Here is a 14,144-nt window from a genome sequence, read left to right as displayed (position 1 = left end):
TCCATCAGAAGCTGAACTCCTCGTAGATGCGCGAAAGGTCGCCGTGCCACTCGCCATGATACTTGGGCAACAGGCGGTCGGCGGGCGTGATGCCCGTCGCCACCACCTCGTGCAATGGGTCGAGGAACCCACCTTCATTGTCGCCGGCGCTGTTGAGCTGGGCCCGCCGGGTCAGTCCCGCCGCAGCAACGTCGAGCACCCGCGCAGCGAATTCGCGCATCGGTTCGCCATCAGGCGTTGTGCCGTCGAGCGCCTGGCGCGGCACCTGGTGGCGGAGCTGCTCGCGCTGCTCGATTGTCCAGTGCTTCACCAGGTCCCACGCCGCGTCCAGGGCCTGGTCATCGTAAAGCAGCCCGACCCAAAGCGCCGGAAGAGCGCAGATCTTCCCCCAGCGGCCGCCATCGGCGCCCCGCATCTCAAGGAAGCTCTTGAGCCGGACCTCCGGAAAAGCCGTCGAGAGATGATCGATCCAGTCGCTGACCCGCGGCTTCTGCCCTGGAAGTTCCGCTAATCGCCCGTCGAGGAAATCGCGGAAGCTGCGGCCAGCGACATCGATGTACTTGCCGTCGCGGAACACGAAATACATCGGCACGTCGAGCGCGTAGTCGCAGTAGCGTTCGTACCCGAACCCGTCCTCGAAGACGAAGGGCAGCATGCCGGTCCGATCGGGGTCGGTGTCTTCCCAGATGTGGCTACGGAAGCTCTTGAACCCGTTGGGCTTGCCTTCGGTGAACGGCGAGTTTGCGAACAGCGCGGTGGCGATCGGCTGCAGCGCCAGGCCCACCCGGAATTTCTTCACCATGTCTGCTTCGCTCGAATAGTCGAGGTTCACCTGAATCGTGCAGGTCCGAAGCATCATGTCGAGACCCAGCATGCCGACCTTCGGCATGTAGTTCAGCATGATCGCGTAGCGGCCCTTGGGCATGCGCGGCAGGTCGGTGCGCGCCTTATCCGGCCACATGCCCAGCCCAAGGAAGCCAAGCCCAAGCCGCTCGCCGACCGACTTGCACTGGTCGAGGTGCCGCGCCGCCTCGGCGCAGGTCTGGTGCAGGTTCTCGAGCGCCGCTCCGCTAAGCTCGAACTGGCCGGCGGGCTCCAGGCTGATGTTACCGTCGACGCCGCTCAGGGCGATGACGTTGCCGTTCTCGACGATCGGCTTCCAGCCATATTCCGTCAGACCCATCAGCAGGTCGCGGATACCGCCTGGCTCATCGTAGCTCGGGGCGCGGTGATCGGCGACGCGATACACGAACTTCTCGTGCTCCGTGCCGATGCGCCAGCGCTCTAGCGGCTTCTCGCCTCCTGAGAACGCCGCCAGCAGGTCCTCACGGGTCTCGATCAGCGGGCTTTCGCCGTCATCGGTTCGGGTCGTCATCGGCGCGCGCCGTAGCGGTGGCGGGACTTCAGCGCCAGTCGCCAACAACAGTCATGTAAGCAGCGAGCGCTGCAAGCGCGGCAGTCTCCGCGCGAAGAATGCGTGGACCGAGCGATAGGGCGATGGCGTTGGGCGCCGCGCGGACCGACTGCCGCTCGGCCTCTGTGAAGCCGCCTTCCGGGCCGGTCAGGATGAGCGCGGCCCCTGATTGGAACGCGGTTCCAGCCGGCTCTCCGTCACGGCTTTCGTCCGCGAAGTAGAGCGTGCGTTCGACCTCGCGGGTGGCAAGCAACCGGGACAGCGGCTCTGGCTCGGCGATGTCGGGCAGGCGTGTCCGTCCGCATTGTTCCGCCGCTTCGATGGCGATGCTTCCAAGCCGGTCCAGGCGCACGCGTTCGGCGACCGTTCGTTCCGTCATCACCGGCACGAGTCTCCCCACGCCGAGCTCGGTCGCTTTCTCGACCAGCCAATCAGTCTGCGTGCGCTTCACAGGCGCGAACGCCAGCCAGACGTCGGGAATCGTCTCCGCCTCGCGCGTCTTCCGCTCGATCGAGAGCGTCATTCGTTTCTTGCTCGCCTCCTCGACCCGTGCGAGCCACTCTCCCGAAGCGCCGTCGAACACGAGCAGTTCGGCGCCAATGCCCATCCGCAGCACATTCCCCAGATAGTTCGCCTGCTTGGAGTCGAGCTCGATGCTCGCTGCGTTGCCTAGTGGCGCGCGCACGAACAGGCGCGGCAGGCTCTTGGGTGGCCAAGCGGGGGTTGCGGGCATCGCCGCCTCCTACTTAGGTGCGGCAGTGACCGCCACCACCGACATCGTTCCGGACAGCGAGCGCCAAGGCTTCGTCGGGGCGCTGCCCCCGCGCCTGCGCCCGTTCGCGTCGCTGATGCGGCTGGACCGGCCGATCGGCAGCTGGCTGCTCTACTGGCCATGCGCGTGGAGCGTCGCACTGGCTGGCGTAGGCGGGCGTTGGGAACTGTTCCTGTGGCTGGCGCTGGGCGCATTCGCGATGCGCAGCGCCGGCTGCGTGTACAACGACATCGTCGACCGGGATCTCGACAGGATGGTCGAGCGGACCCGGCTCCGCCCGCTCGCCAGCGACCGCGTTTCGCTCCGCTCCGCATGGTTGCTGATTGGCGTCCTCTGCGCGATCGGACTGCTTGTTCTCATCCAGCTCAACCTCACGGCTGCCGTCGTCGCGATCGTCAGCGTCGCACCAGTCGCGGCATATCCATTCATGAAGCGGATCACCTGGTGGCCGCAGGCGTGGCTTGGGCTTGTATTCTCGTGGGGCGCGCTGGTCGGCTGGCCGGCCCTGACAGGAGCCCTGTCCTGGACGCCGTTTCTTCTGTGGTTCGGAAGCATCGCCTGGGTGATCGGCTACGACACCCTATACGCGATCCAGGACATCGAGGATGACGTACTGGTAGGCGTCAAATCGTCCGCACGTCGTCTAGGTCAGAATGCATCGCTGGGAGTTGGCCTGTTCTACGCAGCAGCACTGCTGCTCTGGGGCGCGGCGATCTGGTCCGTTCGCCCCGACTGGCTAGCCATCGCGACACTCATCCCGGCAGCTCTGCACCTGGGCAATCAGGCGCTGCGCGCGGATCCGAGCGATGGCGCGCTCGCCCTTCGTCTGTTCCGCTCGAACCGGAGTTGCGGCCTGCTCGTGTTCTTCGCAATGCTGGTCGTGGGCCTCTCGTCGCGCTAGCGGCCGGCCATGCTTGATCCCGAACACGCCCGCCGCCTCGCCGAATCGCTCGTCCAACGTGGGCTCGCCGCCGGCGCGTCCGCAGCAGATGCGATCTACGTCGGCCAGCTATCCACCAGCGTCGACGTGCGCTTGGGTGAACTCGAATCGGTCAACCGCTCCGAAGGCGAGGAGATGGGCTTGCGCGTGTTCATCGGACAGCGGTCAGCGACCGTCGCGTCGTCCGATCTCTCGGAAGAAGCCTTCGAGACCCTGGTCGAGCGCTGCGTTGCCATGGCTCGCCAGGCACCCGAAGACCCCTACGCAGGTCTCGCGCCGGACGACCTTTTGCAGCGCGGCGAACTTCCGCCTTTCGACAGCGCCGACACTGCCGACCCAACTCCTGCCGAGCTGCAGGCCCGTGCTCTCGAAGCGGAAGCGGCTGCTCTCGCGGTGCCCGGCGTCTCGAACTCAAGCGGTGCCGGAGCCGGGGCCTCGGCGACATCGCTCGCCCTGGCGACGTCGGCCGGCTTTTCCGGCGCGTACCGAACGACCGGCTACAATTGCTCGGCCGCCGTGGTCGCGGGCGAAGGCGCCGGCATGCAGCGTGACTATGAGGGACATAGCACGCGTTACCTGGCGGACCTGGAAAGCGCCGGCGAGATTGGCCGTCGCGCCGGTGAGCGGGCCGCTTCGCGCCTGAATGCCACCCGCCCCCGCCCCGGCCGCTACCCTGTGCTGTTCGACCCGCGCGTGTCGCCGACCCTGTTGGGGCACCTGTCGACCGTCATCACTGCCCAGTCGGTAGCCAGGAAGACCAGCTTCCTTCAGGACCAGCTTGGCGAGTTGGTGTTTGCCGAGGGCGTAACGATCATCGACGATCCGCTTCGTCCGCGCGGCCTGCGCTCGCGGCCCTTCGATGCCGAAGGCGTTCGGGTGAACCGGCGCGAGCTCGTCGCTAACGGCCTCCTGACGGGCTGGATCTCCGAGAGCGCCTCCGCTCGGCAGCTCGGCATTGCCCCGACCGGCCACGCCGTGCGGTCCGCGGGAGGTGCTCCCGCCGCCGCTCCGAGCAACCTGTGGATGGAAGCGGGCAGCCGCAGCCGTGAGGACTTGCTTGCGTCCTTCCCCGAGGCCGTTTTGATCATCGAGCTGATCGGCCAGGGCGTGAACGGCGTCACCGGCGACTATAGCCGCGGCGCCGTCGGGTTCATGGTTCGCGGTGGCAAAATCGCCGAGCCCGTATCCGAGATTACCATCGCCTCGAACCTCAAGGAGATGTTTGCGACACTTGAGCCAGCGTCCGACCTGGTCCTGCGCCGCGGCGTGGATGCGCCGACCATTCTAGTTCCTGAGATGACCGTCGGCGCGGCCTAGGCGCCGTCTCCAGATATCGGCGGCTGGCGCAGGCGCGAGATCTCGATCTTGGGGCAGCGATCCATGACCACTTGAAGCCCAGCGGCTTCGGCGCGAGCAGCCGCCTCCTCGTTGATCACGCCCAGCTGCATCCACACCGCCTTTGCCCCGACGAAAATCGCCTGGTCTACGGCCTCGCCGGCCGCTTCGGGGCGACGGAAGATGTCGACGATGTCGATCTGCTCGCCAATCCGCGCCAGCTCCGTCCAGACGAACTCGCCGAGGATTCGCTCGCCGGGGATCTGCGGATTCACGGGGAAGACGCGGTATCCATGCTCCTGCAGGAACTGCATCACGCCATAGGACGGGCGGTTGGGGCGGTCCGACGCGCCAACCATCGCTATCGTGCGGGCATTCGCAAGTAGCTCGGCGATATCCTCGTCACGCGTCAGCGGCATTGCAGGCTCCTTGTTGAGGGGTCAATGCGCCACGGCTGCTAACAGTTTCGCGGCGATCGCTGTGAACGCGTCCGCCTCTGGGCCGTTCGAAGCTGCCGGCGGCGTGCCTGCGTCCGAGGCTTCGCGGATCGCGAGCGACAATGGCAACCTGCCGAGGAACGGAATCGCGAGCTCGGTCGCTGCAGCTTCCGCGCCGCCGGTCCCGAACGGGTGCGAGGCTTCGCCGCAGTGCGGACAAACGTAGGTCGCCATGTTCTCGATCAGTCCGAGCACCGGCACGCTCATCTTGTTGAACAGGTCGACCGCGCGGCGCGCATCGATGAGCGAGAGGTCCTGCGGCGTGGAAACGACCACCGCACCCGTTGGGCGGGACTTCTGGATCAGCGACAGCTGCACGTCGCCAGTCCCAGGAGGCATGTCGACGATCATGAGCTCGGTATCGCCCCAGTCGGCGTCCATCAGCTTGGCAAGGGCTCCAGTCGCCATCGGCCCACGCCAGGCGAGCGCGTGGCCGGGCGAGACAAGATGGCCAAGCGACAGGAATCGGAGCCCGTGCGCTTCGACCGGGATCAGTTGCTCTTTCGCTGCCGTGGGGCGTTGATCGCTGCCCAGGAGCGTTGGCTGCGATGGCCCGTAGACGTCGGCGTCGACCAATCCGACTTTGCGTCCCATCCGCGCCAGAGCGACAGCAAGGTTCACGGCGACGGTCGACTTGCCGACACCGCCCTTGCCGCTGCCAACCGCGATGAGCATTCGGCTTGGCTGCGACGCAGTGATGGCCACGCGTGCGTCCGTTACGCCGGGTAGCGCCAGCGCGGCGGAACGCAGCTCCTGCTCCAGCGCCCGGCCCTCGGCTTCCGACAATCCGCTGGCATCGGCGATGATCGTCGCCACCCCATTTTGAAGGCGCCGCGAACGAACGCGGTCTCGGTGCGGTAGCGCATCAAGGGTGTCGAGGTCGTCCATTGCGCAGACATAGGGTGCACGGCCGCACTTGCCAGTTTTTCGCGCCACTGTTTTTCGGGACCAGCCGTTCCTATACAGTGCAGTCATGACCATCCATTCTGGCCTGGGCGCCCGCGTCCGGGGCCTTTTCATCGACAGCAAGGGACCTTGGGGATCGGGCGACGGCTCGACTGGCGGCGCCGACGATCACCCGGCCAGCGGCGAAGAGGGCAACCACGGCCCCTGGGGTGGACCGCCGCGCAAGCGCCGCTCGGCTATCTCGGCAGGCAACAGCAGCGCTTCTCTCGAGGAATTGCTGCGGCGCAGCCGTGCCCGCTTCGGCGGCGGCATGCCCGGCGGCAGAGACCGTTCAGTGCTCGTGTGGGCAGTCCTGGCGCTCGTTTGCCTTTGGCTCGTGTTCACCTCGGTCCACGCTGTCTCCCCCGGCCAGCGCGGGGTCGTGAGCCGCTTCGGCCGCTACAATTCTACCTTGGGGCCGGGCGTCGGCATCACCCTCCCCTCGCCCTTCGACCGGGTGAAGAAGCTGGATGTCGAGAACATCCGGAGCGTCGACCTGGGGTCGGCGAGCACGGAAGACCTGATGCTGACTGGCGACCAGAACCTGATCGACATCGCTTACTCGGTCCGGTGGAACATCCGCACTCCGGAGCTTTACCTGTTCGAGCTTTCCGAGCCGGACGAGACCATCAAGCAGGTCGCGGAAACGGCGATGCGCGCCGTCATCAGCCACGTCACCCTGAACGACGCAATGGGCGACAAGCGCAGCATGATCGAGGGCGAAGTCGCAGAAAAGATGCAGCAGATTCTCGACGGTTACCGTTCCGGAATCCAGGTCCAGGGCGTTGTCATCAAGCAGGCCGACCCGCCGGACGCCGTCAATGACGCGTTCAAGGAAGTGACCGCCGCGCAGCAGGACGCCAAGTCCTACGTGAACCAGGCGAACGCCTATGCCTTGCAGATCACTGCCAAGGCCCAGGGCGAGGCCGCGGCTTTCGACAAGGTCTATGAGCAGTACAAGCTGGCCCCCGACGTGACCCGCCGGCGCATGTACTATGAGACGATGGAACAGGTGCTCTCGAAGGTCGACAAGACGATCGTCGATACGCCGGGGGTCGTTCCCTACCTGCCGCTGCCCCAGGTCCAGCGCTCGCAGCCGAAGGCGCCTGCGCAATGACCAGCTTCGTCCGCGAGCGGCCGCTCCTGTCCGCAATCGTCGCCTTCCTCGCGCTGCTGATCGTGCTTGGAAGCTTCCCGATCGTTCCGGAGACCAAGCAGGCGGTTGTTGTCCGCTTTGGGAAGCCGGTCCGTATCCTGAACCGCTACCAGGCGGGCCGCCCGATCGGCGCACCCGGCGCCGGAATCTCCTGGCGCCTGCCGTTCGCCGAGAGCGTCGTGTGGATCGACAAGCGCGTGCTCGACGTCGACATGGCGCCCCAGCAGGTGCTATCGACAGACCAACGGCGGCTGCAGGTCGATGCCTATGCGCGATACCGCATCGTCGACCCGCTGCTGATGTACATCCGCGCCCGAGACGAGGAACAGCTTCGTGAGCAGCTTCGGCCGATCCTCGGCTCCGAAGTCCGCAACGAGCTCGGCAAGCGGCCATTCGCGGCGCTTCTGTCTCCTGAGCGGCAGGGCGTAATGGAAAACGTCCGCGCCTCGCTGAACCGCATCGCGCGCCAGTACGGGGTCCAGATCATCGACGTTCGGATCAAGAAAACCGACCTGCCGGACGGCGCTCCGCTCCAGTCCGCCTACGAGAGCATGCGCACCGCACGTCTCCAGGAAGCACGCTCCATCCGCGCCCAGGGCATGAAGCAGGCGCAGATCATCCAGGCTCAGGCGGACGCCGACGCGGCGAAAACCTACGCCGCAAGCTTCGGCAAGGACGCGCAGTTCTACGATTTCTACCGGGCGATGCAGAGCTACAAAACCACGTTCGTGGGCGATCAGGACGGCAAGGCATCGGCGCCGACCACCGTCGTGCTGTCACCCAATGACGACTATCTCAAGGAATTCGCTGGGCACTCCCGCTGAGCCATGAACTGACACGTTCAATCCGCGTTCAGCCGGAGGGACATTACCGCCTTGCGTAACCTGCCAATTGATGGAGTATCCATGATCTCGAAGGAGTCCGGAAAGGTGCGCTACGCCTATGGGGTCGCAATGGCCCTGTTGCTCGGAGGAACGGCATTCTCTCTCGCTACGGGAGAGGCTGGCGCACAGGTCGCGCAAAACGCCCCCAGTTCCATCGCCCCGCGCCCCGGCGCGCCGATGTCCTTTGCGGACCTGGTGGCGCGTCTTCAGCCCGCGGTCGTCAACATCTCCACCAAGCAGCGAATCCCGGTCAAAGCCCAAACCGACCCGTTCGAGGAGTTCTTCCGCCGCTTCGGCAGTCCGGTTGCCCCGGGCCAGGGGGACAACAGCGGCGGCGGCGCCAACGGCGGCCAGGGCCGCACGCGCGAAGCCGGCTCGCTTGGCTCCGGCTTCATCATTTCGCCCGACGGCTACATCGTCACCAACAACCACCTCATCGCCGGGCTCAACGGCACCGGTACAGTCGACCAGGTGACGGTCACGACGACCAACGGCACGGAATATACAGCGCGGATCATCGGACGCGACGACACTTCGGACCTCGCGCTCCTGAAGATCGACGGCCGCAGCTTGCCCTTCGTGCAGTGGGGCGACAGCACCCGCGCCCGCGTCGGCGACTGGGTTATCGCGATCGGCGATCCCTACGGCGTCGGCAGCACAGTCACCGCGGGCATCATCTCCGCGCTGCATCGCGGCATCACCGGCAACGGCGCCTATGACCGCTACATCCAGACCGACGCTGCCATCAACATGGGCAACAGCGGCGGCCCGATGTTCGATCTTAACGGCAACGTCATCGGCATCAACTCGGCGCTGATCTCTCCGACCGGCGCCTCGGTCGGCATTGGCCTCGCGATCCCGACTGAGCTCGCTCGGCCGGTGATCGAATCGCTGATGCGCGGCCAGCGCCCCCAGCGCGGTTACCTCGGCGTCGGACTGCAGTCCGTCGACGATGATTCCAAGGCTTCTGCGCTCGGCATCGCCAAGAACTCCGGCGAGCTCGTTCGCTCGGTCGTTGCCGGCGGTCCGGCGGCTCGCGGCGGATTGCAGCAGGGCGACGTGATCGTTCGGGTGAACGGCCGGCCGGTCAGCCAGGAAGAAAGCGTTTCCTACCTGATCGCCAACACCCGGGTCGGTTCGCGAGTACCTCTCGATGTGCTCCGCAACGGTCGGCGCCAGACCGTTTACGTCGTCGTCGGCGATCGTCCGACGGAAGAGCAACTCGCCAAGATCAGCGGCGGCGGGTCGAGCGACGAGGGGACCGGCACGGCCACTCCGAGTGCGCCCGCGCAAAAGGCGCTCGGCCTTTCGCTTGCACCGCTTACGCCCGACGTCGCCCGTGCGGCGAACCTCCCGGCCGGTGTCCATGGCGTCATCGTCACGGCGGTCGATCCGAACAGCGACGCGTCCGACGAGGGCCTGCAGCGCGGCGACCTGATCATCTCGGTGAACGGCGCGCTGGTCACGAGTCCTGCGCAGGTGATCACGGCCGTCAACGCGGCCCGCCAGTCCGGACGTCCGAGCGTGCTTCTACTGGTGAAGCGCGGCAATTCGCCGGAAGCGTTCGTCGGCGTGGACATCAGCGGCCACTAAGGTCCTCGGCAGTGGCGGATCGGGAATCCGCCACTGTTGCACTTGCGCTTACCCGCTCTGTCGGCAAAGTGGCGCGACAGCTGAGAGGGAGCTCGTGAGCGACGCTGCAATTTTCATTGGAGCTGCTTCAGGCGGAGGTAATTCGCAGCAGCTCAATCTCTCGCGTGCGAACCGCCACGGCCTGATCGCTGGAGCGACCGGGACGGGCAAGACCGTCACCCTTCAAGGTATCGTCGAGGGCATGTCGGCCGCCGGCATCCCCACCTTCGTCGCCGACGTGAAGGGAGATCTCTCGGGGCTCGCGATGCCCGGATCGCCGACGTCGAAGATCCACGAGGTGTTTGCGGCCCGTGCGCAGGATATCGGTTATGCTGGCTGGCAGTACCGGGAGTGTCCGGTCCAGCTGTGGGACCTGTTCGGAGAACAGGGTCATCCGATCCGCACTACGGTCAGCGAGATGGGACCGCTCCTGCTGGCGCGGCTGATGAACCTAAACGAAGTGCAGGAGGGCGTGCTGACCATCGCCTTCCACGTCGCCGACAAGGAAGCGCTGCCGCTCCTCGACCTCGACGACCTTCAGGCGATGCTGGTCAACGTGGGGCAGCGCGCAGACGAGCTGACGCTCGAATATGGCAACGTTTCGAAGCCGTCGGTCGGCTCGATCCAGCGGTCGCTTCTTCAACTGCGTAGTCAGGGCGGCGATCACTTTTTCGGTGAGCCTGCGCTGGAGCTGCAGGACTTCCTGCACGTCGACGAGAGCGCTCGCGGCGTGGTCAACATCCTCGCTGCCGACAAGCTGATGCAGAGCCCGCGGCTCTATTCCACTTTCCTGCTCTGGCTGCTTTCCGAGCTGTTCGAGGACCTGCCCGAGGTCGGCGACCAGCCATTGCCGAAGCTCTGCTTCTTCTTCGACGAGGCGCACCTGCTGTTTGCCGACGCTCCGCAGGCGCTGCTGGAGAAGATCGAGCAAGTGGTTCGGCTGATCCGTTCGAAGGGCGTCGGGGTCTACTTCATCACGCAAAACCCGATCGACATCCCGGACACCGTCGCGGCCCAACTCGGCAACCGCGTCCAGCACAAGCTGAACGCCTTCACCCCGCGCGACCAGCAGGCGGTGAAGGCAGCGGCAGACACGTTCCGGCCAAATCCGGCGATCGACGTTTCGAGTGCCATTACCGAACTCAAGATCGGCGAAGCTCTGGTCTCGCTCCTTCAGGAAGACGGCTCCCCCGAGCCGGTCCAGCGTGTACTGATCAAGCCACCGTCATCTCGGGTCGGCCCGATCAGCCCGCAGGAGCGTCAGGTGCTCGTCACCACCGATCAGATCGCCGATAAGTATGATGCGGCCGTCGACCGCCAGTCCGCGAAGGAGATGCTTGGCGCGAAGACGGCCGAGGCCGCCGCGGCAACCGCTGCTGTGAAGGCCAAGACGGACGAAGATCGTGCCGCCGCCGAGCAGGCGAAGGCGGATGCTGCTGCCGAGCGCGAACGGCTGCGCACCCAGCGCGAGCAGGAGCGGCTCGATGCGCAGCGCCAGCGCCAGGAAGCCCAGCAGCAGGCGCGTGCGCAACGCGAGGCGGCCCGTCCGACCGTCTACGACAAGGTCATCGTTTCGGCGACGCGAGCAGCGGCAAGCTCGGTCGGCCGCCAACTCGGCAATCAGCTGCTTCGCGGCATCCTCGGAGGTCTGATGCGTGGCCGCTAGCAATTGCGAATTGATCGAATCACTGGAGAACCAGTGGCGCGATGCCTTGTGCAAGAAGGACATCGAAGCTCTCAAGCGGCTGCTTCACCCCGACTTCGTGCTGATCGGCTCCCGCGCGGCGGGCGCTTTCAGCATGACCCGCGGAGAATGGCTGGAGGCGATCGAGCGACGCGATGTTGATTCGATCGACATCGAGGTTCGCGACGCGTCGGTCCTCGAGCATGTTCTGGTCGGAACGGTCCTCGCCCGCTGGCGCATCAAGTACATGAGCCGGGTGATCGAGGATTGCGTCCTCCTTACCGATGTCTGGGTGTTCGACGATGGTCGCTGGCGCGTGATCCGCCGCCACTCGACCCCCGCGCCGGCGGGTGAGTGCGCCGGCAGCAGCTAGACCAAACGAAGGACGAACATGGCAGGCACTGAGGAAGCGGCACTCCGGACGTCGGGGAAGATCAGCGAACTGACCGTACGCGGGATCATCCTCGGCGCGGTGATCACGGTGCTGTTCACTGCAGCCAACGTCTATCTCGGCCTGAAGATCGGCCTCACCTTCGCGACCTCCATCCCGGCTGCGGTGATCTCGATGGCGGTGCTGAAGGCATTCAGCAATTCGACAATCCAGGAAAACAACATCGTCCAGACGATCGCGTCTGCCGCGGGAACGCTGTCGGCGATCATCTTTGTTCTGCCGGGCCTGATCATGGTCGGCTGGTGGACCGGTTTCCCCTACTGGCTGTCCGTCGCGGTCATTGCGATCGGCGGCATCCTGGGCGTGATGTATTCCGTGCCGCTTCGCCGTGCGCTCGTCACAGGCACGGACCTGCCCTACCCTGAAGGCGTGGCCGCGGCCGAGGTGCTCAAAGTCGGTGCTGGCGTCGGGGGAGCCGAGGAGAACCGGCGCGGCCTGAACGCCATCATCCTCTCCAGTCTCGCGTCAGGCGGCTACTTCCTGCTCGCGAAGATGCGTCTGGTAACAGACGCCGCATCCAAGGCGTTCGGCGTGGGCGCAGGCGCTTCGGCTGTCTCCACCAGTCTCTCGATGGCGCTGATCGGCGTCGGACACCTCGTCGGAATGGCGGTCGGTATCGCGATGTTCGTGGGCCTGCTGATCAGCTGGGTGTGGCTGGTCCCGCACTACACCGCGCTTGCTCCGGCGGCGGCCGGCGTCTCGCTGGACGATTGGGTTCACGACATCTTTGTTCACAAGGTCCGCTTCATCGGCGCCGGCACGATCGGCGTCGCGGCGATCTGGACCCTGCTCCGGATCCTGGGACCGATCATCGGCGGAATCACGTCGGCAATTGCAGCCAATCGCGCCCGCCGCGCCGCAGGTAGCGGCTCGCTCGCCCTGACCGAGCGCGACCTGCCGATCTCCATCGTGGGTGGTACGATCCTGGTCCTGATGGTGCCCATTGGCCTGCTGCTCGCCGCCTTCGCGCAGAGCAATCCGATCGCTGCGAGCCCTGGCACGACAGTGGCGCTCAGCATCATCTATGTCCTGATCGCGGGCGTCGTGATCGCCGCCGTGTGCGGCTACATGGCCGGCCTGATCGGTGCGTCGAACAGCCCGATTTCCGGCGTCGGCATCCTGTCAGTGCTAGGCATTTCGCTCATCCTCGCCGCGCTGTTCCCGCATGCCGATGCGAATGCGAGCAAGAGCCTCGTCGCATTTGCGCTGTTCGTAACCGCGATCGTGTTCGGCGTTGCCACGATCTCGAACGACAATCTGCAGGATCTCAAGACCGGCCAGCTGGTCGGCGCGACGCCCTGGCGGCAGCAGGTCGCGCTGGTGCTCGGCGTGCTGTTCGGCGCCGTGATCATTCCGCCGATCCTGTCCCTGCTGAACACCGCGTTCGGCTTCCAGGGCGCGCCGGGTGCAGGGCCGAACGCGCTTGCAGCGCCGCAAGCGCAGCTGATCTCGGCCATCGCGCAGGGAGTCCTTGGCGGCAGCCTTGACTGGAGCCTGATCGGCCTTGGAGCAGGCATCGGCGTCGTCGTGGTCATCATCGACGAAGTGCTGAAGAAGACGACCAGCCGCTACAGCCTGCCGGCCCTGGCGGTCGGGATGGGCATCTACCTACCCATGGAACTGACCTTGTTCATCCCGCTGGGCGCGCTGATCGGCTGGCTCTACAATCGCTGGGCAGCGCGCGCTCCGAACCCGGATTTCGCCGAGCGGCTCGGAACGCTGATGGCGACGGGCCTGATCGTCGGCGAGAGCCTGCTTGGCGTTGCCTACGCCGCGGTGGTCGCGGCCGCGGAGAAGGCCGGTTCGGCCGACAGCGGCAACGTCCTTGCGGTGGTGGAGACCTACGGTTGGGCGCCGGCGGTCAGCGTAGTGCTGTTCATTGCGGCCATCCTGGGGCTGTACGCCTGGACGCGCGGACGGGCTTCGGTGCCGCTTGGAACGGACGACCAACGCGCGCCAGTCGAGGCCGACTACCGCTAGCCGCGGCCGCGGTAGGGCTGCACGCCCTGATCGGGCAGCCACAGGCCTTCCGGCGGCGCTGCCGACTGCCAGAACACGTCGATCGGCATCCCGCCACGCGGATACCAATAGCCGCCGATCCTCAGCCATCGCGGCTTCATCTCGTCCGCAAGGCGCTGCCCGATGCCGACGGTCACGTCCTCGTGGAAGCCGCAGTGGTTGCGGAATGCGCCGAGGAACAGCTTCAGGCTCTTGCTCTCGACGATCGTGACGTCCGGAGCATAATCGATCACGATGTGGGCGAAGTCGGGCTGGCCGGTCACCGGGCACAGTGAAGTGAACTCCGGCGCGGTGAAGCGGACGAGGTAAATCGCGCCGGGGCGCGGATTGGGCACGTAGTCCAGCGTTGCCGCTTCGGGGGACGAAGGCAGCCCGGTCGCCTTGCCGAGGTGGGTGGTTTCCATGGCGCGGCCGA

13 protein-coding genes are annotated in these 14,144 nt (G+C 65.9%); 8 read left to right on the top strand and 5 right to left on the bottom strand.

The features are described 5' to 3' along the window. Positions 1–4 precede the first annotated feature (4 nt). Positions 5–1,375 carry a glutamate--cysteine ligase gene (locus ACUXST_RS10925; RefSeq protein ID WP_458390002.1) on the bottom strand — a complete coding sequence of 457 codons (1,371 nt, stop codon included), beginning with the start codon at positions 1,373–1,375 and terminating at the stop codon, positions 5–7. 28 nt (positions 1,376–1,403) lie between these two features. Then, positions 1,404–2,147 (bottom strand): 16S rRNA (uracil(1498)-N(3))-methyltransferase, encoded by a 744-nt coding sequence (locus tag ACUXST_RS10920; protein WP_458390001.1) that lies wholly within the window; start codon positions 2,145–2,147, stop codon positions 1,404–1,406. Positions 2,148–2,172: 25 nt separating this feature from the next. Here ACUXST_RS10920 and ubiA point away from each other — a divergent pair, with 25 nt between their 5' ends. Both ubiA and ACUXST_RS10910 read left to right on the top strand, forming a co-directional pair. After that, positions 2,173–3,087 carry a 4-hydroxybenzoate octaprenyltransferase gene (gene ubiA / locus ACUXST_RS10915; RefSeq protein WP_458390000.1) on the top strand — a complete coding sequence of 305 codons (915 nt, stop codon included), beginning with the start codon at positions 2,173–2,175 and terminating at the stop codon, positions 3,085–3,087. A 9-nt stretch (positions 3,088–3,096) separates the two neighbouring features. After that, complete coding sequence (locus ACUXST_RS10910; protein ID WP_458389999.1) at positions 3,097–4,443, top strand: TldD/PmbA family protein; 1,347 nt, start codon at positions 3,097–3,099, stop codon at positions 4,441–4,443. On the opposite strand, the gene ACUXST_RS10905 is transcribed toward ACUXST_RS10910, so the two are convergent. Further along, positions 4,440–4,880 carry a CoA-binding protein gene (locus ACUXST_RS10905; protein WP_458389998.1) on the bottom strand — a complete coding sequence of 147 codons (441 nt, stop codon included), beginning with the start codon at positions 4,878–4,880 and terminating at the stop codon, positions 4,440–4,442. The two genes, ACUXST_RS10910 and ACUXST_RS10905, sit on opposite strands and share 4 nt — an antisense overlap. 21 nt (positions 4,881–4,901) lie before the next feature. Then, positions 4,902–5,846 carry an Mrp/NBP35 family ATP-binding protein gene (locus ACUXST_RS10900; protein WP_458389997.1) on the bottom strand — a complete coding sequence of 315 codons (945 nt, stop codon included), beginning with the start codon at positions 5,844–5,846 and terminating at the stop codon, positions 4,902–4,904. A gap of 85 nt (positions 5,847–5,931) precedes the next feature. On the opposite strand from ACUXST_RS10900, the gene hflK reads away from it, so the two are divergent. From hflK to ACUXST_RS10870, 6 genes are all read left to right on the top strand, one after another. After that, the gene (gene hflK / locus ACUXST_RS10895; protein WP_458389996.1) at positions 5,932–7,020 is read left to right on the top strand and encodes an FtsH protease activity modulator HflK; all 1,089 of its coding nucleotides are present in this window, start codon (positions 5,932–5,934) and stop codon (positions 7,018–7,020) included. Continuing rightward, a complete protein-coding gene (gene hflC, locus ACUXST_RS10890; protein ID WP_458389995.1) occupies positions 7,017–7,883 on the top strand; it encodes a protease modulator HflC in 867 nt (288 codons plus the stop codon). Before hflK ends, hflC begins: the two co-directional genes overlap by 4 nt. An 81-nt stretch (positions 7,884–7,964) precedes the next feature. Continuing rightward, complete coding sequence (locus tag ACUXST_RS10885; RefSeq protein ID WP_458389994.1) at positions 7,965–9,536, top strand: Do family serine endopeptidase; 1,572 nt, start codon at positions 7,965–7,967, stop codon at positions 9,534–9,536. Positions 9,537–9,630: 94 nt separating this feature from the next. Continuing rightward, on the top strand, positions 9,631–11,241 hold the full coding sequence (locus ACUXST_RS10880) for a helicase HerA-like domain-containing protein (protein WP_458389993.1): 1,611 nt from the start codon (positions 9,631–9,633) through the stop codon (positions 11,239–11,241). A gap of 10 nt (positions 11,242–11,251) precedes the next feature. Then, on the top strand, positions 11,252–11,632 hold the full coding sequence (locus tag ACUXST_RS10875; protein ID WP_458389992.1) for a nuclear transport factor 2 family protein: 381 nt from the start codon (positions 11,252–11,254) through the stop codon (positions 11,630–11,632). An 18-nt stretch (positions 11,633–11,650) separates the two neighbouring features. Next, positions 11,651–13,690, top strand: coding sequence for an OPT family oligopeptide transporter (locus ACUXST_RS10870; RefSeq protein WP_458389991.1), 2,040 nt, complete (start codon positions 11,651–11,653; stop codon positions 13,688–13,690). Here ACUXST_RS10870 and queF read toward each other — a convergent pair. Further along, complete coding sequence (gene queF / locus ACUXST_RS10865; protein WP_458389990.1) at positions 13,687–14,133, bottom strand: preQ(1) synthase; 447 nt, start codon at positions 14,131–14,133, stop codon at positions 13,687–13,689. The two genes, ACUXST_RS10870 and queF, sit on opposite strands and share 4 nt — an antisense overlap. Between the last annotated feature and the right edge of the window lie 11 nt (positions 14,134–14,144).

This window comes from Sphingomonas sp. F9_3S_D5_B_2, assembly GCF_054263715.1.
The sequence above is the reverse complement of the archived record's forward strand: the minus strand, read 5'-3'. Positions and strand labels throughout refer to the sequence as shown.